A 15334-nucleotide genomic window follows, 5' to 3' on the forward strand; every position below is an offset into this window, starting at 1 on the left:
TTATTTGATGATTATTTTTTCTTCTGAAGTTTTGTCCATGTTCGAAACAGTCACAAAATAAATTCCTGCCGGAAATTTATTTTCCACCGGAATGCTTAGCGTTTCATTCTCCGATTGCGGAATTGTTTTTGCTGTGTAATGCTCCTTTCCTAAAACATCGCGGATGGAAAGCATAGATTCCTTTCCCATGCTTTCGGAAATAGTTACATGAATGATTTCAGAAGCCGGATTCGGATACACACTGACAGCGTTTTCGCTTTGCAGGTTCACCGAAACAATTTTGCTGTAAGAAAAATTTCCATTGCTGTCGGTTTCCTTCAGGCGGTAATAGGAAACTCCGCCATAGGGATTTTCATCCTGCGCGCTGTAATGAATAATGGCGGAAGAATTTCCTGCGGCATTTATTATTTCAACTGTTGAAAAAGTTGTTCCGTCTTTCGAGCGCTCAAGCGCAAAAGAAGAAGTGCTGCTTTCCGAAGCAGTCGCCCAGGTTGTTGCCACAATTCTTCCTTCCGCCTTCGCAGAAAAATCCATCATTGTTACGCCAAGAATTTCAGGAGCGCCCCCGGTATTTGCCAAAGAAAATTTATTTCCGTTGAAGGAAGAAAAATTTCCCGAGAGCATATTTCCCCAGTAATTGCTTCCGCAGGAAAATCCCCAGGGAGTATGGCTCAAATCAACCCACGCGGCAGAGCCGTCATCCTGCAATACGGTGACGGGCGGAAGCGTTTGCACGTTGTCATTTACTCCCGCGCATCCGAAATAAATTCTCACCTGCCCCATATCGAGCGGTGTGGCGGGCGATTGCGAAATGGCATGATAGCGCACATACGATGCGTTTGAAATTCCAGCCGGCTTTGTGTAACCCAGCGCTTCGGCAGAACTGTCAATCATTTCGGCAGTGTAAGAAGTGGAGTCGCTGGTTTGCTGGTCAAGAGTTAAATCAATTCTGCGGTACGAATTATTTTTCCCAACCGGAAAAAGTTTTGTGATGCCGTAATCACTATTCACAATGTGGCGCAGGGGGCCTTTCACAAAACTGCTGTCCTGCGGAAAGCATTGCAGCGCAATGGAAGCAGATGAGCCGCAGGTTAAAATATTTACGGAGGATGTTGTGATGTGCCCGTCTTTCAATGTAAGCGTTCCGTTCACGGTGGCCGGAGCGTTCAGGCGAAGCGCTTCGGCAGGAGTGGAATTATTTATAGTGAGGTTGTTGAAAGCACTTGTTGAACTTCCGCTGATGATTTGAAGCGCACTTCCGTTAAAAGTTATTTTATTCGCGCCCGCGTTAAAAGTTCCGCTGTTCGTCCAGTTTCCGCTGATGGTTAAATCGGCATTTGCGGTGAATGTTCCGTTAACGGTAAGATTCGTGCAGGAAAAATTTGAATCGAGCGTTACGGTGTTTCCTGAATTTATGGTTACATCATTTCCTGCGGAAGGCGCAGCCGTTGCCGTTGCGCAGCCGCATTCCGGAATTTTCCAGGAGGAAGCGCTGCTCCAGTTTCCGCTGTTTCCGCTCACATACGTAAAAGAAGCAGGATAAGAAAAATAAACCCGGAACCGCGCTGGCGCTGTTTGCGCAATCACCGGAAGCGAAATAGTGTAGGTGCTTGCCGTGCGCATTTCGTATAATTGCCCGGTGGATAAATCTTTCATCTTGATGCAAACGCCCGAAGTAAAGGGTCCTGTTTCTTCGGGTGTAATGCTGTACGTTCCTGCCGTACCTATTTTTAAAAATACATCCGTAGTAGTGCGCGTAGAAAATTCCGGCATTGCATTGATGGAAAGTTCTTCCGCAGCGCTGTCCTTGGTGAAAATATTCGGCACGGCAGCGTTGAATGAAAAAAGTTTATACGCATCGTAATTGCTGTCGAAACCAAAAGTCGCGCTGTCAAGGTAGCGGATAATGGTTTCATCGGAATAACTTGCGCGCGCAATTTTAATTTTCAGCGCATCGGTTACCTGCGCATTCATCATCTGAAAACAGAGGATGAAAACTGAAACGGCAAAAAGTTTTTTCATGGTTCTATTTATTTAGGTTTGACTTCGGAAAGGAGTTGAGGAATTTTTGCAAAATCCATTGCCTTATCCAGAAAATAATCGGCTCCGTATTTTTCGGCAGCCGCTTTAATAAAAGCATCCGCCATGTTGGTAAGTATCACCACCACTATTTCGGGATGCTGCTGCTTGAGCACTTTCAGAAAAAGAATTCCGTTGCCATCGGGAAGTTGTATGTCTAATATGATAAGGTCGGGTTTGTGTTGTTCAACCAGTGTTTTTGCTTCGCCTATGGTGGTTGCCGTGTTGAGCACTTCCACCGTTTTCACATCGAGCAGCATTTCTTTTAAGTGGGAGAGGATGATTTGCGAATCATCCACCAGCAGTACGTTTAATTTTTTTTCCATACAAAAAATTTATGAAACAAAGGAACAGCATGGCAGCCATTCGGGAAATAGAAAGGACTATGCTTATTGCGTAATGCGGAATTATTTTTTTCGTAATAAGAATTTATGTTCTTGTAGTACTTGTACTACAAAGCCATCCTTTTCCCCTCTGATAATAAATAAAAAAGCCCCGGCATTTCTGCCAAGGGCTTTTACCAAAAAGAAACCGGGACTTTAATTAAACCGTTTAATATTTATTTTTATTCCGGCAGAAAGAAGCAGGGAGAAATTATTCTTCTCACGGAACCAGAATAAATTCTGCTGCGGGCAGTTCAGGGTTGTATAATAGCCCGCGCCCGCTGAAAAAAATAACTGGAGCGGACCCGTAATATATTTATTCATGCCGAAGCCGATATGCTGTTCAAGTGTTTTGATTCGCGCGCCCGCATAGTAATCCGAGAATTCCGGATTCAGTGAACTTTCCTGATGAACCACATAATTTCCCAGCAGGGCGTTGTAATGCCAACCTATATCATAGAACAAAAAAATTTCTGCGGCATCGCCCGGGTTAATAGTGAACGAATAATTTCCGCGCAAGCCGGAAATATTATTGCTGCGGTTCTGAATATTTATTCCTGCCGAAAAACTTTGCCGCTCGGTATTCAATGCAAGTTGCGGAGAAACCGAAGCGCCAATTCCGCTGCCGCTCACCATTTCGCGGAGCGATGCGCTTATGGTTTGCGCGCGTGTTATTTCCATTCGGAAGAAAAAAATAAAGACGGGCAGCAGTAGTAATGTTGTTTTTGTTTTCATGTTTATAAATTTTAGTTGATGATTTTTTATGAAACAACGGAAAGCAAGCCGCGCCACGCGGGAAATAGAAGCAACTATGTGTTTCGTGTAAAAAGAAAAAATGGAAAACGTAGTGGTTAGAACTACAAATAATAAATTCTCAGAGGAAGGAACGCTGCGCTGTTGCGGAGGTGTGATTCGAACACACGACCTTTGGATTATGAGCCCAACGAGCTACCCCTGCTCTACTCCGCGGTGTTAAACTATAAAAAATTAATTTACCAGATTGTTGCGGATGGCATAATTTATCAGGTCGGCATTGTTCTTCATTCCCATTTTTTCAAGAAGGCGGTGGCGGAAGGTGCTGATGGCGGGAACGCTGAGCGAAAGTTCTTTGGCAATCTGCGAAACCTGTTTTCCTTTGGCAATGAGAATGAACGTCTGGTATTCGCGGTCGGATAAAAGTTCGTGCAGCGGTTTGTTTTCGGGATGCTTCATTTGTTCCAGCATGAGCGCGGCAACGGAAGGAGGCAGGTATTGTTTTCCGCTCAGCACCTGCTGCACCGCTTTGATGAGTTCTTCGTCCACCGAATTTTTTGAAACGTATCCCATGGCTCCCGCTTTTAATGCGCGCAGCGAAATCTGCTCTTCGGGATGCATGCTGAAAACCAATACGGGAATTTTTGTGTGTTCCGCTTCCAGTTGATGCAGCACTTCCAATCCGTTTCTGCCGGGCATGTCTATATCGAGAATCAGTAAGTCCCATTCTTTTTCTTTCAGCCGTTTAAAAACTTCTGCCGCACCGCTTGCTTCCCCGAATTCCACGCTGCTGAATCCGTCAGAAAGAAGTTGCTTCACGCCTTTGCGAATGGCGGAATGGTCATCGGCTATGAGGATGTGTTTCATTACTACTAAATACTAATCAATACTAATGTACTAATTGTTGCCTGTTTTGATTGGTATATTGGTGCGGATTGGTATTTAGTAGGGTTCATCGGTGTAATCATATTCTTGCTGTTAACGTAACTGTTGTTCCTTTTCCCTGTTCGCTTTTTATTTCGAGAGATGCTCCGGCAATATTCGCGCGCTCGCGCATGCCGAGCAAGCCCATGGAAAAAGGGTTCTTCAGTTTTTCACTGTCCATTCCTTTTCCGTTATCGGATATTTTCAGAATCAAAAGCCCCCCTCCATCTCCCCCCGAAGGGGGGAGGGCTTGATGTTGTATTTCTATTTTCACTTCGCTTGCCTGCGCATGCTTGGCAATGTTGGTGAGCGCTTCCTGGCAGACGCGGAAAAAACAAGTGGATAAATTTTTTTCATACTGCTGTTCTTTCGCGTGCAGGAGGAGCGATGGTTTTATTCCTGTTTTCTTTCCGAACTCGCTCACGAGCCACTGAATAGAGGGAATTAATCCCAGCGTATCAAGAATTCCCGGGCGCAGTTCGGTGGCGATGCGCCTGAGCGATTGGGCGGTGAGGTCGGCATCTTTGAGAAGGTCGTTAATTTTTTCTTCGAGGTTGTTTTCGGGCGTGCTGAATTTTTTGAGCGATGACAAGCCGATTTTTATTCCCACCACCTGCTGTCCGAGTTCATCGTGAATTTCGCGGGCAATGCGTGCGCGCTCTTCTTCCTGCGCGGTTTGAAGATGCTCGGCAAAACTGCGCAACTGAACTTCTGATTTTGCCAGTTCTGCGGTGCGGTCAATCACTTTTTTCTCTAACTCGGCATTCATCCTGATAATTTGCTCTTCGGCTTTTTTTCGTTCATCCACATCTACCATTACCGAGAGAAAACAATCTTTGCCGTTGATATTCACCTTGTGCACAGAAGCGGACACCCATCGGTGTTCTCCGCTTTTTCTTCGCGCTTGGATTAATGCGTCTTTTACAAGACCGGTTTTATTAACGGCTTTTATTATTTCTTCCCGCTGCCGCGGATTTGGAATGAGGTTAAGTTCCAGCGATGTTTTGCCGATGAGTTCTTCTTTTTTAAATCCGCAGAACTCCGCAAAGGCATCATTGACTTTAATATATTTTCCCGTGGCTGCATCGGCAATGGCTTTGAGAACGGGGCTTTTGTAAAAAACGCTGGAGAAAAGATTGCTGCTGTCTTCCAGACGGAAAGTTGTCATCTTAAATTCTTCCTCGTATTTTTTCTTCTCTGTAATATCCGTGCCGATTCCGAGCAAACATTTTTTTCCGTTTAAGTTCAGCACACTCACCGATGCGTTTATCCATTTTATTTCTCCCTTCTTTGTTTTTTCCATAACTTCTCTGTCATGCAAAATGCCTTTTTTAGTTACCAGCCGCAAAATATCATCGTGGTCTTGCTTATGAAGCATGATGTTGAGCCGCAGGAGGGTTTTGCCTATGAGTTCTTCTTTTTCATAGCCGTAAAACTTTATGAACTGCTCGTTCACCTCTATGATTTTTCCTGATGCCGCTTCGGTGAGCACCATCATGAGCGGACTTTTATAAAAAAGTGTGGAATAAAGATTGCGGCTGGCTTCGGTTTTTTCTATATCGGGATGGAGTTCCATGATTGCGTTCTATTTATCCCTACTAAATACTAATTCATTACCAATATACCAATCAAAACAGGCAACAATTAGTATATTGGTACAGATTGGTATTTGGTAGAAGTAAATATTTTTCTATGCGTTCAGCCATTTGACGGATGCTTCTTTGGTGTTCAAGAGTTTTACTTTATGGCTCATGCCCGATGCGAGAATGATGATGCGGGCGAGTATGGTATGAAAAACACTGGTGCCGAAGAGCGCCACCTTATCATAGTCGAGCAGTTTGAGGGCATTGCCAGCGGCTTTGCGCACGTTGGTAATGCGGAGGGCTTCGGCTGAATTGAACTGCGGCAGGGTGTGGTCGGAAAGAATGACGGAGGGAGAAAAATACTTGAGCGCGTTCTGAAAATCAATTTTGCTGTCCACCACTTTTATTTCGCAAGGCAGGTTGGCACGCTGCAGTGTGCGCTTTACCAAATCGGCATCGGAGGGGTTGTCTTCGAGGTGGAGGATTTTGATTAAGGCAGGCATTGGGTATTAGTCCTTATTTTTTATCTTTACAAAAAAGATTAAACATGCGCGCATTTATTGTAAAAACCGAGAGCGAGGCGGCAGCAAAACTATTGCTTGCTTTTTTAAAAACCGTTCGCCTGGTAAAATCCATTACCCCGGTTGCCGATGAAACTAAAACCGGAGTTGTAAATGAACCGGCAGAAGAATACAACTGGATTAATCCTGACCGCCCCGCCACGGAGGAGGAGATTGAAAAGATGCTGGAGGAATGTGAAGCCGAAGAAGGCATTCCTGCCAAAGAAGCGCGGGAAAAAACTTTAAAAGAATTGCGGGAATGGGAAACCACTCGGAAGAGATAATTTATAAACCCAGGGCGAACCGGAGCATAAAGGCAATTTCCAAATATATCAGGGATAAAGGTTATCCTGATACTTCTGAAAAATATGCCGCCCGCCTTTATGATTTCGGTGACTCGCTCGCCAACTTTCCCGAAAAATATCCCGTATGCCGTTTCAAAAAACTTGCTGACCGAAACCTGCGCTGCGCGGTGTTTGAACAGAACTATATTTTTATTTACAAAACAATTCATCACCGGTTGGTTATTTACAATGTGGTTCACGGCAGGGCAATCAGGTATTGATTTTTTTTAGGATGCTGTACAACTGCCCTTCGGGAATTTTATGCTTGAGAATTATTTTGGTTCGAACGAGCCCGCTGTAATAATCATCTATGATTTTTTCTTCCTGCGCGGGGGTGAGGTTTTTCCATTTGGTTTTTCGTTTCATAGTATATACAAATAGCGTTGACGAATGCGCATAGGCGAATATCATTTTATCACAATCATCTTTTTGCTCATGATTCCTTTCTCTGTATTTACTCTCATAAAATAAATTCCTTCGGGCTCTGCCGAAAGGTCTATTGTGCAGGGGGAAGATGTCATGCTGTTTTTTCCGTATATCCTTCCGCCCAGCACATTATAGACCTCAATGCTTTTTATTGCTACGCTGCTTTGAAGTGTGAAAATGCCGGAAGAGGGGTTGGGGGAAATAGAAATACTGTTTGCAAAATCTATTTCATTAATACCGCTTGAGGAGCTAACAGTAACCGTTGATGTTTCTGCGCAACCAGACGAATCGGTAATAGTTATAATATAAGACCCTGGCTGCAAATTAGAAGCTGTTTGAGTGCTTTGCCCACTGCTCCATGAGTAAGTGTAAGGCGGATTGCCTCCGCTTGCTGTTGCGGTGGCAGAGCCATTGCTGCATGTGGTGCAGGAAGCATTGGCAACAGTAACGCTAAGCAAAGGCAATGGAAGTACGCATATATTTTTTATTGCCGTGTCAGTGCACCCGTAATTATTGGAAACAACAAGCGTTACGGTGTAAGTTCCCGGAGCATTGTAAGTATGTGCTGGACTTTGCTGCGTAGAAAAATTTCCATCTCCGAAATCCCAATGCCATATTACGACACCAGTGGATAGGTCGGTGAATGGAGTGAGGTTATTGAAGCACACACAAGGTGCATTAAAATTAGCAATAGGTAATGGGTTCACCGTAACAGCAATACTTGCTGTTGCAACACAAGTGCCCGTTGTTGCAGTTACAGAATATGTTGTATTTGCAGTAGGCGAAATTATAATTGATGTTGTTGTTTGCCCTGTGCTCCATGAATAAGTTGCACCGCCCGAAGCAATAAGCGTATCGGTTTGCCCTTTACACATAGTTGTATTTCCGGCAATGGATGCCGTGCATTGTGCGTTTGCCTCGAAGAGGTGGAAACCTACATTCCCGCAAACTGCAATTGATACAAGAAGTGCGTAAAAAATTTTCATTGTTTTTATTTTTTGTCCCGCACATAAATTTTATGGGCGGGACAGGTTAAATATTATTCTGCAATTACAAATTTATCCGAAGATATTAAATCTTCGCCTTGCATGTAGCGGTAATAATATATTCCGCTTTTCATGTCGACTCGATTTATTTGAATTTCATTTGTATTGATGTTATCAATCCGTTTCACTTCCCTACCGAACATATCATACACTATGAACGAAGAATTGTAGTAAATGGTTTCATCTGGCAATTTAAAGATGGCTGTTTGGTTGAAAGGATTGGGATATAATCCTTCAGGCTCCCAGCAGCAATGCTTTAAAAGTGATTTTGTTTTTCATTTGAATTGAGATTAAAGTTAAATATTATTTTTGTTTGCCACGCTTTTGGGGATTACCAACCCGTGGTTTGGTTTTGTTTCTGGTTATAGGTTTCATTTTTTTCTTCCTTATTATATAATGATTGCGCTCTTCACCTCGCTGGGCGGGCTCATTTGTCCGCGCTGGGTTTTATATTTCACATAGTAAAAAACTTTTTTGCCTTCATCGGTATCGGCATGGGTGGCGCGGAAGAGGAAATGCCCAGTGCTGCCAATGTGGGTGAAACTGCTCAGCGGAGGCGCTGCTGCCTGCAGGGGCGGCTGGCCGGCTCCGCCACCGGGTGCGGGCGGAGGAGGCGGAACCGGATTTTGCACTATGAATTCATATACTTCTACCGAAATAACTCCTTCGGGCTTTGCATGGCTATGCGGAGTGTCGGGGTTTGTAAAACGGAGGGTGGTTACGAGATGTTCGTTTTTATCTACGCTGAGCCCGGGCGCTTTTTCAGGCGCGTGGGTGGGCGTGGGGTTGGCATCGTGGGCTCCTGTTTTGCGGTGCAGGGTTTCGCGGTCGGCAGCGTTCCATTTGGTTTTGGGAATGTCGTTGTAAATGAGCATGAGTTGGTCTTTCATTTTTTTTTCCAGCCCGGTTTCAGGGTCGCGTATCAGGTCTTTTACGGCAGTGGTGCGCGTTACTTTTTTGTTGTTGTAAAGCGTCCAGGTATCCTGCCAGTTCACGGGCGTGTTGGGCGTGGGCGTGGTGGCATCAAAGAGCGTGTTCAGGTTGGTAATGTTTGCCGCATCAATCACAAGGCGGGCTGCATTGGCGCTCAGGTAAGGAACTACTAATTCAAAATAGGAGTTGAGTTCCTCGAGGGTGGTTGGAAAATTTGAATTGTTCATTGTTTGTTTAAGGGTTTAGAATTGAGTAGTGGGTAGTGGGTAGTGAGTAGTGAAAATTGAGAATTAAGCAAAAAATTAGGTTTTACTGATTTATCGTATACGCTAAACTTGCTGGCGTATACGCTAAACTCGCTGGCGTATACGCTAAACTTGCTGGCGTATACGCTAAACTTGCTGGCGTATACGCTAAACTTGCTGGCGTATACGCTAAACTTGCTGGCGTACACGCTAAATCTGCTGTAGTTTACTATAAATGCGGCATAGCGTACTATGGCTTTTCCATAGTACGCTATCGCTTCGCAAGAGTGCAAATGCTTGTTCATTGTTTTTTTACTGCTTCTTTTTTACTCTCCCGCAGGGCTGTTTCCTTCGGTGTTTTCTTATTTGTCATTCTATTTTCTATCATCCCGGGCAAATGCCGTTTGCATCCACATGCCCCACAATAACTCCATCGGTAACATACACGGTAGCCGTGCCGCAGTTTTCAATGCCGGCATTGCTGTTGCAGGTGCCCGGAATATCGCTCACCCAAAACACACTGTGATGGTGCGAGCAGTTTTGCAGATACGAAGTGATTTGCGCGTTGCTCACCCCGCATTGTTTCAGTTCCGAAGCGTTGCCGGCAGAAACTTTTTTGGTTACCGGCTTCACCGCTTTTCCTGCGCTGATGGCAAACAAGCCGAGCGCGAGCGTGAAGAGAAGTCCCGATTTTATCGGGATGCTGAGCCAAATTGTTTTTTTCATTGTGGTTTGGTTTTAGTAACTCACCCCGACTTCGTCACCCCTCTCTTTTTGAAAGAGAGGGGAAGGGGAGAGTTTGTTTATGTTTATTTGTTTTTCATTTTCATTTTTTTCTTTTCCCTCTTTCTCCCCATCGGGGAGACGGGGAGTTTTTGACGAGGGTTTGCCATTCTTTCCAGGCATCTTTAATTGCTAAGTAAAAGATGAAGCGGTTGGAAAAGAACAGTTCAAAGGAAAGCCGAAAGCGAAAACAAGTTGGGGTACAAATGGCGCAGTTATTCAGATTGAGAGTGAAAAAAATCTACACTACTGGATATTTCTATGAGATTCCTCACTTCGTTCGGAATGACATGCCTCTTATTTAGGGTAAAGAGAGAGCGGGCGCGGGCTTTGCCCGCGCCCGCTCTCTCCTCTCCAAACCGTCAACGCTGTCATTCCGAATGAAGCGAAGCGAAATGAGGAATCTCACTATACAAATCGTACAAAATGTCCAGTAGAGTGAAAAAAGTTTATCTTTGAAAATACTTTACTTAAAAAAGAACCCATTATGCCCGTAGCCATTGTAACTTCTGAAAAGAAATCGGAACTGAAACACCTGAAAAGAGGTTCAAAAAACATATCGGTTCATATCATGCAGGATGAATCCATAGAAGATTTTTTGCTGGGAAAATTATTAGAAGCCGCCCTGAAAGAAAAAGGCGAAAAAAAAATGGGTGACCCGCTGAAATTTCTCAGGGCGCATGGATGTAAAATATAAGCCGAAATATTCGCGCGATGTGCGAAAAATAAAATCCGATTCGGAACTATCATGGGCGCTGGCGGCAGTTCTTTACAACATCAGGTCGGCAAAAAACAAGGGGCAAATAAATAATTTGAAAAAGTTGGATGAGTATGAAGTGTTTTACAGAATAAAAATAAAACTCAGCCATAAAAAAGATTATAGATTAGGAATAATGATAAAAGGAAACAAAGTTTGGCTGCTCCGTTTTCTTAAAAGACGTAAAATATATGAGGAGTTTCCTTAAATCCTAACATTTAAAATCTTTATGAACGAACTTCATTCTCTCCTGCATAGTTTGACCAGCGCTGAATGGGCAGCGTTCCGCAATTACCTCACCTGCTTCACCACCTATAATAAGGAAGACCTCAAACAAGTGCAGTTAGCCGAAATGCTCATGCAGGAAAACATTTCTCCCACGCACGCGCAATGCTGCATACAACTTTACGGCACCAGGAATGCGCATGAGTTTGACGATTTGAAATACCGCCTCAAAGAAAAAACATTGGACTTTCTGCTCACCGATATTTCGTGCGACAAGAAGAAAGAACTGGATGAAGCCGATTACGCCATCATTAAAATAAAAAAGAAGAGCGCGCAGTTCCAGCACCTGTTTTATTCAAAAAAAAGAATCCATTTATTATATGGTTTGCTCGATGAAATTATTTCCCTCGCAAAAGAATACGAACATTATTCATCCTTGGCAGAACACCTCCGGTTAAAGAAAGCAATAACAGGTCCTAAAAGCAGCCAAAAAGAATTTGAAAAGATAAGTAAGGAAATGAATTATTATTCCGAATGCAGCCGCATGATAAACCAGGCAGAGCAGCGCTATTACGAACTCATCATACTGCTTGAGTATTCCGGCAAGCCCGCTGAAAAAAAACTATCCGCCTTCTTTGAAAATGCAATTGGAGAATTAGACGGATACTACCAGCAAACAAAATCGCCCCTGATAAAATACCACCGCAAGTTTTTAGAACTGGGATTTTACCTGCATAAAAAAAGTTACACCACTGCCCGCACCGTTTGTCTGGAGTTGCTCGGCATTGTGCGCAGCAACAAATCCGTTTACCGCAGGCAGCGCATAGGCGTGGTGTACGATAACCTTTCGCGCTGCGAGTGTTACCTCGGCAACTTTCAGCAGGCAATCGAATGGGCGCAGCACGCACAAAAGCAGTTCAATGCCGCTTCTGAAAATTACTGCATTGCGCTGGAGCAGGAGTTCTACGCGCTCTTCGCGCTGAAACAATACGAGCCCGCGCTCGCGCTTGCCGAGAGAATGCTTTCCTCCGCCACCGAAAAAGAACTCGGAAAGTTCCGCTACGCAAAATACCAGTTGCTGCGCGCCAACGCGCTGTTCCAACTCCGCAGGTTCACCCAGGCATTAAACATTCTCTCGCAGGAATGGGAAATCTCCAAAGACAAAGAGGGCTGGGAAACCGGCTTGCGCGTGCTGAAAATAATGACGCTGCTCGAAATGAAAAAAGAAAGCGAAGCCACGCTAAACATTCTCGCGCTCAAACAATTTTTCAAACGCATGGGCAGCGCAAGCCCGCGCGATAAAATTATTCTCAACCTGCTCATGCAGGCGCAGCGCGCAGGATTTATGTTTAACCTGCTCAACGGAGTGGCGCACGAAAATATTGCTAAACTCAGCCCTCCCTCCCCCCGAAGGGGTGAACATGCGCGCGCAGCCCTCTCCCCTTCGGGGAGAGATGGAGAGGGGCTTCTCTCCTGGCAGCCCTTCACCCCCGAAGTAATTCCTTTCCACCAATGGTTTGCTTCCAGGATGCCTGCCGGAAAAAAGAAAACAACAGAGAAAGAATTCGCGCAGGAGAGCTAACCCGTGGAAAACAACCGGGGAGCAAAAAAAACTAATCAATAATTACGACTTTATTTTTTAACGACCTGTGTCTTTTCACTTCAGCAAGAATTGTATTTGCGATGGATTTAAAATCTTTAGTTCTCGCTTGCAGGAAAATAATTCCGTAATGAGTTTGGTTGATAAACCGGTCGTCTAAAAAATCTTTATCATACGTAACAATAGTCATTTTTGCCCGCAGCGAATAATTGAAAATAAGTTCATCCCCGCTTCCCGCATATTTTGTTTTTATAATATGCCTGACAGGAATATTGTTTCCGCTTAAGTGGATAAAAATATCGTGAGGAATGTTTTCGTCAAGAAGCAAGCGCATGAGTGAACAATATCTCCTCGCGTTTTAGCCGTTTGGCAGAATAGCCCAATGCAGCAAGAATGTCTGCCTTGGTTAACTGAGGGTATTGAAGAAGAATATCGGCAAACGCCCAATCACTCGCAAGAAGTTCAAGAATAAGTTCAACAGAAATTCGTGTTCCCTGAACAATAGGTTTGCCCCTTAGAATTTTAGGGTTAAAAGTAATACGGCTTTTTACAAAAGATTTTTTCATTGCCTGTCATTATTCTGATACAAAGATATAAATTATTATTTGCCCTGCTCCCGTGAGAGAAAGAAAGGGCGCATCAGATATACTGAACGAACATGAGTTTGCAAGAAACTTACAAGTCAGCAGTCCGCAATCTTCAGTCGGCAATTTTGCTGACTGTGGACTGGAGATTGGCGACTTGTTTTGCAAACTCAAACAGCATTAGTATACGTTTAATCAGCCCACTCCATTCCTTTCTTCAGCAATGAACTTGTTTTTTCTTCCGCGGAATTTTTTTCGGGAATAAAATCATAGAGCCATGTTGCTTCGGGCGGCAAACTCATCAGGATGGATTCTGTCCGCCCGTTTGTTTCCAATCCGAATTTGGTTCCGCGGTCATACACTAAATTGAATTCGGCATATCTTCCCCTGCGCAGCAGTTGCCATTGCTTTTCTTTTTCTGCGAACGGCTTGTCTTTGTTTTTCCGGACGAGGTGCATATATATAGGAAGAAAAATATTTCCGACAGCCATGACGAATTCGAAAAATTGCCCCAGCGGTATTTTTAACTGCGATTCATCCCTGCCCATGTGGTCAAAGAAAATTCCCCCGATGCCGCGCGTTTCATTTCTATGCGGGATGAAAAAATAGTCATCCGCCCGTTTTTTGAATTCGGGATAAAACGAAGGATGAAACCTGCTGCAGGTTGCTTTCAGCGTTTGATGAAAATAGTTTGCATCGGCTTCTTCAATATAAATGGGGGTTAAATCAATTCCCCCGCCAAACCATTCTTTCGTTTCAAGTTGGAGATAACGAACGTTCATGTGAATAATGGGAACCATGGGGCTTTGCGGATGAATCACCAGTGAAACACCCGTTGCAAAAAAAGTTTTTGCTTTATTATCTCCCGCTTCTTTTGAAAGAAATTCAGGCGCATTGCCAAACACTTCCGAAAAATTCACTCCGCCTTTTTCAAAAACAGTTCCCTGCTGAATCACACGCGTTCTTCCTCCGCCACCGCCTTCGCGCGTCCATACATCTTCCTGAAACGTTGCCGAGCCGTCAAGTTCTTCCAGCCCTTTGCAAATAGTATCCTGAAGATTTCTAAAATAGTTTGCTGCTTCCGCTTTCATCTGCTAATTTACTAATGCGTACTAATGTACTAATAACAGCCGATGAGAGTAAATGCCAAAAAGAAAATTACAATTATGTGACAGAATCTTTGCCGACTGCTACTTTGATTTCTTGAGCGCTTGTTCAATGTCTGAAATAATATCGTCAATATGTTCCAGCCCCGCAGAAACGCGGATGAGCGCGGAAGAAATATTCACCGCTTTTCTTTCTTCTTCCGAAAGTTTTTGATGGGTGGAAGAAGCGGGATGTGTTGCAATGGTGCGCGCATCGCCCAGGTTTGCCGAGAGAGAAATCAATTCAAGCGCGTCCATAAATTTTTTTGCGCGCTCGTAGCCGCCTTTCACGGCAAAAGTTACCACTCCTCCGCCCGCTTTCATTTGCTTCTTCGCGGTTTTATATTGTGAGTGTGAAGGCAGGAAGGGGTAATTTACTTTTTCAATTTCCTTATGCTTGCTTAAATGTTCTGCCAGATGCAACGCATTCTCGCAATGCCTGTCCATGCGCACGGCAAGTGTTTCCAAACTTTTTGAAAGCACCCACGCATTGAAGGGAGAAATTGCCGGACCCGTGTTGCGGCAGAATAAATAAATTTCTTTTATTAAATCTTTTTTTCCGCATACCACGCCACCGAGAACTCTTCCCTGTCCGTCAATAAATTTTGTGGCGGAATGTGTAATCAAATCGGCTCCGTATTTTACGGGCTGCTGCAAATAAGGCGTGGCGAAACAATTGTCCACGTGGAAAAGTAATTTATTTTTCTTCGCAACTTTTCCGAGAACTTCCAGATCAAAAATTTCCAGCCCGGGATTGGAAGGGGTTTCCACGAAAAGCATTTTCGTATTCTTCTTAATGAGTTTTTCAATCTCTTTCGGATTATCACCGTCAAAATAGGAATGTTCAATTCCCCACTTCGGAAAATATTTTACGAGCATGGTATGCGTACTTCCGAAAATTGCGCGCGCGGAAATAATATGGTCTCCTGTTTTCAGAAATGCCATGAAACTTGCGAACACAGCA

The 15334-nt window shown here is 44.1% G+C and carries 20 protein-coding genes and 1 tRNA gene; 5 read left to right on the forward strand and 16 right to left on the reverse strand.

What is annotated here, in order from left to right:
- The 7 genes from HY063_03130 to HY063_03160 form a co-directional block, all read right to left on the reverse strand.
- Positions 1 to 2022, reverse strand: a complete 2022-nt coding sequence (locus tag HY063_03130) for a T9SS type A sorting domain-containing protein (protein MBI3500764.1) — start codon at positions 2020 to 2022, stop codon at positions 1 to 3.
- Positions 2023 to 2030: 8 nt separating this feature from the next.
- Positions 2031 to 2405, reverse strand: coding sequence for a response regulator transcription factor (locus HY063_03135; GenBank protein ID MBI3500765.1), 375 nt, complete (start codon positions 2403 to 2405; stop codon positions 2031 to 2033).
- Between the two features lie 213 nt (positions 2406 to 2618).
- On the reverse strand, positions 2619 to 3197 hold the full coding sequence (locus HY063_03140) for a hypothetical protein (GenBank protein MBI3500766.1): 579 nt from the start codon (positions 3195 to 3197) through the stop codon (positions 2619 to 2621).
- A gap of 162 nt (positions 3198 to 3359) precedes the next feature.
- A tRNA-Met gene (locus tag HY063_03145) sits at positions 3360 to 3431 on the reverse strand.
- Positions 3432 to 3449: 18 nt separating this feature from the next.
- Entirely contained in the window at positions 3450 to 4082 is a 633-nt protein-coding gene (locus HY063_03150; protein ID MBI3500767.1) for a response regulator transcription factor, read from the reverse strand.
- A gap of 97 nt (positions 4083 to 4179) precedes the next feature.
- On the reverse strand, positions 4180 to 5715 hold the full coding sequence (locus HY063_03155) for a PAS domain S-box protein (GenBank protein MBI3500768.1): 1536 nt from the start codon (positions 5713 to 5715) through the stop codon (positions 4180 to 4182).
- 114 nt (positions 5716 to 5829) lie between these two features.
- The gene (locus HY063_03160; GenBank protein ID MBI3500769.1) at positions 5830 to 6225 is read right to left on the reverse strand and encodes a hypothetical protein; all 396 of its coding nucleotides are present in this window, start codon (positions 6223 to 6225) and stop codon (positions 5830 to 5832) included.
- A 44-nt stretch (positions 6226 to 6269) separates the two neighbouring features.
- On the opposite strand from HY063_03160, the gene HY063_03165 reads away from it, so the two are divergent.
- Both HY063_03165 and HY063_03170 read left to right on the forward strand, forming a co-directional pair.
- On the forward strand, positions 6270 to 6566 hold the full coding sequence (locus HY063_03165) for a hypothetical protein (GenBank protein MBI3500770.1): 297 nt from the start codon (positions 6270 to 6272) through the stop codon (positions 6564 to 6566).
- On the forward strand, positions 6542 to 6847 hold the full coding sequence (locus HY063_03170; GenBank protein ID MBI3500771.1) for a type II toxin-antitoxin system RelE/ParE family toxin: 306 nt from the start codon (positions 6542 to 6544) through the stop codon (positions 6845 to 6847). The genes HY063_03165 and HY063_03170 overlap by 25 nt, the downstream gene beginning before the upstream one ends.
- On the opposite strand, the gene HY063_03175 is transcribed toward HY063_03170, so the two are convergent.
- From HY063_03175 to HY063_03195, 5 genes are all read right to left on the reverse strand, one after another.
- On the reverse strand, positions 6837 to 6992 hold the full coding sequence (locus HY063_03175) for a hypothetical protein (GenBank protein MBI3500772.1): 156 nt from the start codon (positions 6990 to 6992) through the stop codon (positions 6837 to 6839). The genes HY063_03170 and HY063_03175 overlap by 11 nt on opposite strands.
- Before the next feature lie 41 nt (positions 6993 to 7033).
- On the reverse strand, positions 7034 to 8038 hold the full coding sequence (locus tag HY063_03180) for a T9SS type A sorting domain-containing protein (GenBank protein MBI3500773.1): 1005 nt from the start codon (positions 8036 to 8038) through the stop codon (positions 7034 to 7036).
- A gap of 53 nt (positions 8039 to 8091) precedes the next feature.
- Positions 8092 to 8289 (reverse strand): T9SS type A sorting domain-containing protein, encoded by a 198-nt coding sequence (locus tag HY063_03185; GenBank protein ID MBI3500774.1) that lies wholly within the window; start codon positions 8287 to 8289, stop codon positions 8092 to 8094.
- A gap of 198 nt (positions 8290 to 8487) precedes the next feature.
- Complete coding sequence (locus tag HY063_03190) at positions 8488 to 9258, reverse strand: hypothetical protein (GenBank protein MBI3500775.1); 771 nt, start codon at positions 9256 to 9258, stop codon at positions 8488 to 8490.
- A gap of 402 nt (positions 9259 to 9660) precedes the next feature.
- Positions 9661 to 10002 (reverse strand): hypothetical protein, encoded by a 342-nt coding sequence (locus tag HY063_03195; GenBank protein ID MBI3500776.1) that lies wholly within the window; start codon positions 10000 to 10002, stop codon positions 9661 to 9663.
- A 544-nt stretch (positions 10003 to 10546) separates the two neighbouring features.
- On the opposite strand from HY063_03195, the gene HY063_03200 reads away from it, so the two are divergent.
- From HY063_03200 to HY063_03210, 3 genes are read left to right on the forward strand one after another with little or no spacing between them, the layout of a single operon-like run.
- The gene (locus HY063_03200; GenBank protein ID MBI3500777.1) at positions 10547 to 10756 is read left to right on the forward strand and encodes a hypothetical protein; all 210 of its coding nucleotides are present in this window, start codon (positions 10547 to 10549) and stop codon (positions 10754 to 10756) included.
- On the forward strand, positions 10740 to 11024 hold the full coding sequence (locus tag HY063_03205) for a type II toxin-antitoxin system RelE/ParE family toxin (protein ID MBI3500778.1): 285 nt from the start codon (positions 10740 to 10742) through the stop codon (positions 11022 to 11024). Before HY063_03200 ends, HY063_03205 begins: the two co-directional genes overlap by 17 nt.
- Positions 11025 to 11045: 21 nt before the next feature.
- Positions 11046 to 12623 carry a hypothetical protein gene (locus HY063_03210; protein MBI3500779.1) on the forward strand — a complete coding sequence of 526 codons (1578 nt, stop codon included), beginning with the start codon at positions 11046 to 11048 and terminating at the stop codon, positions 12621 to 12623.
- A 31-nt stretch (positions 12624 to 12654) separates the two neighbouring features.
- Here the strand turns inward: HY063_03210 and HY063_03215 are convergent, their stop codons facing one another.
- The 4 genes from HY063_03215 to HY063_03230 form a co-directional block, all read right to left on the reverse strand.
- A complete protein-coding gene (locus tag HY063_03215; protein ID MBI3500780.1) occupies positions 12655 to 12975 on the reverse strand; it encodes a DUF5615 family PIN-like protein in 321 nt (106 codons plus the stop codon).
- A complete protein-coding gene (locus HY063_03220; GenBank protein MBI3500781.1) occupies positions 12959 to 13207 on the reverse strand; it encodes a DUF433 domain-containing protein in 249 nt (82 codons plus the stop codon). The genes HY063_03215 and HY063_03220 overlap by 17 nt, the downstream gene beginning before the upstream one ends.
- Positions 13208 to 13416: 209 nt before the next feature.
- Complete coding sequence (gene hemF / locus HY063_03225) at positions 13417 to 14316, reverse strand: oxygen-dependent coproporphyrinogen oxidase (protein ID MBI3500782.1); 900 nt, start codon at positions 14314 to 14316, stop codon at positions 13417 to 13419.
- A gap of 99 nt (positions 14317 to 14415) precedes the next feature.
- On the reverse strand, positions 14416 to 15334 hold a 919-nt coding region (locus HY063_03230), incomplete at its 5' end, for an aminotransferase class V-fold PLP-dependent enzyme (GenBank protein MBI3500783.1).

The organism is Bacteroidota bacterium (genome assembly GCA_016195025.1).
Lineage (GTDB): Bacteria > Bacteroidota > Bacteroidia > Palsa-948 > Palsa-948 > Palsa-948.

Coding starts and splice junctions, on each gene's coding strand:
- HY063_03140 (MBI3500766.1), bottom strand. CDS start 3,197: ATGAAAACAAAAACAACATTACTACTGCTGCCCGTCTTTATTTTTTTC.
- HY063_03180 (MBI3500773.1), bottom strand. CDS start 8,038: ATGAAAATTTTTTACGCACTTCTTGTATCAATTGCAGTTTGCGGGAAT.
- HY063_03190 (MBI3500775.1), bottom strand. CDS start 9,258: ATGAACAATTCAAATTTTCCAACCACCCTCGAGGAACTCAACTCCTAT.
- HY063_03210 (MBI3500779.1), top strand. CDS start 11,046: ATGAACGAACTTCATTCTCTCCTGCATAGTTTGACCAGCGCTGAATGG.
- HY063_03205 (MBI3500778.1), top strand. CDS start 10,740: ATGGATGTAAAATATAAGCCGAAATATTCGCGCGATGTGCGAAAAATA.
- HY063_03155 (MBI3500768.1), bottom strand. CDS start 5,715: ATGGAACTCCATCCCGATATAGAAAAAACCGAAGCCAGCCGCAATCTT.
- HY063_03160 (MBI3500769.1), bottom strand. CDS start 6,225: ATGCCTGCCTTAATCAAAATCCTCCACCTCGAAGACAACCCCTCCGAT.
- HY063_03150 (MBI3500767.1), bottom strand. CDS start 4,082: ATGAAACACATCCTCATAGCCGATGACCATTCCGCCATTCGCAAAGGC.
- HY063_03170 (MBI3500771.1), top strand. CDS start 6,542: ATGGGAAACCACTCGGAAGAGATAATTTATAAACCCAGGGCGAACCGG.
- HY063_03220 (MBI3500781.1), bottom strand. CDS start 13,207: ATGAAAAAATCTTTTGTAAAAAGCCGTATTACTTTTAACCCTAAAATT.
- HY063_03165 (MBI3500770.1), top strand. CDS start 6,270: ATGCGCGCATTTATTGTAAAAACCGAGAGCGAGGCGGCAGCAAAACTA.
- HY063_03195 (MBI3500776.1), bottom strand. CDS start 10,002: ATGAAAAAAACAATTTGGCTCAGCATCCCGATAAAATCGGGACTTCTC.
- HY063_03200 (MBI3500777.1), top strand. CDS start 10,547: ATGCCCGTAGCCATTGTAACTTCTGAAAAGAAATCGGAACTGAAACAC.
- HY063_03130 (MBI3500764.1), bottom strand. CDS start 2,022: ATGAAAAAACTTTTTGCCGTTTCAGTTTTCATCCTCTGTTTTCAGATG.
- hemF (MBI3500782.1), bottom strand. CDS start 14,316: ATGAAAGCGGAAGCAGCAAACTATTTTAGAAATCTTCAGGATACTATT.
- HY063_03135 (MBI3500765.1), bottom strand. CDS start 2,405: ATGGAAAAAAAATTAAACGTACTGCTGGTGGATGATTCGCAAATCATC.
- HY063_03175 (MBI3500772.1), bottom strand. CDS start 6,992: ATGAAACGAAAAACCAAATGGAAAAACCTCACCCCCGCGCAGGAAGAA.
- HY063_03215 (MBI3500780.1), bottom strand. CDS start 12,975: ATGCGCTTGCTTCTTGACGAAAACATTCCTCACGATATTTTTATCCAC.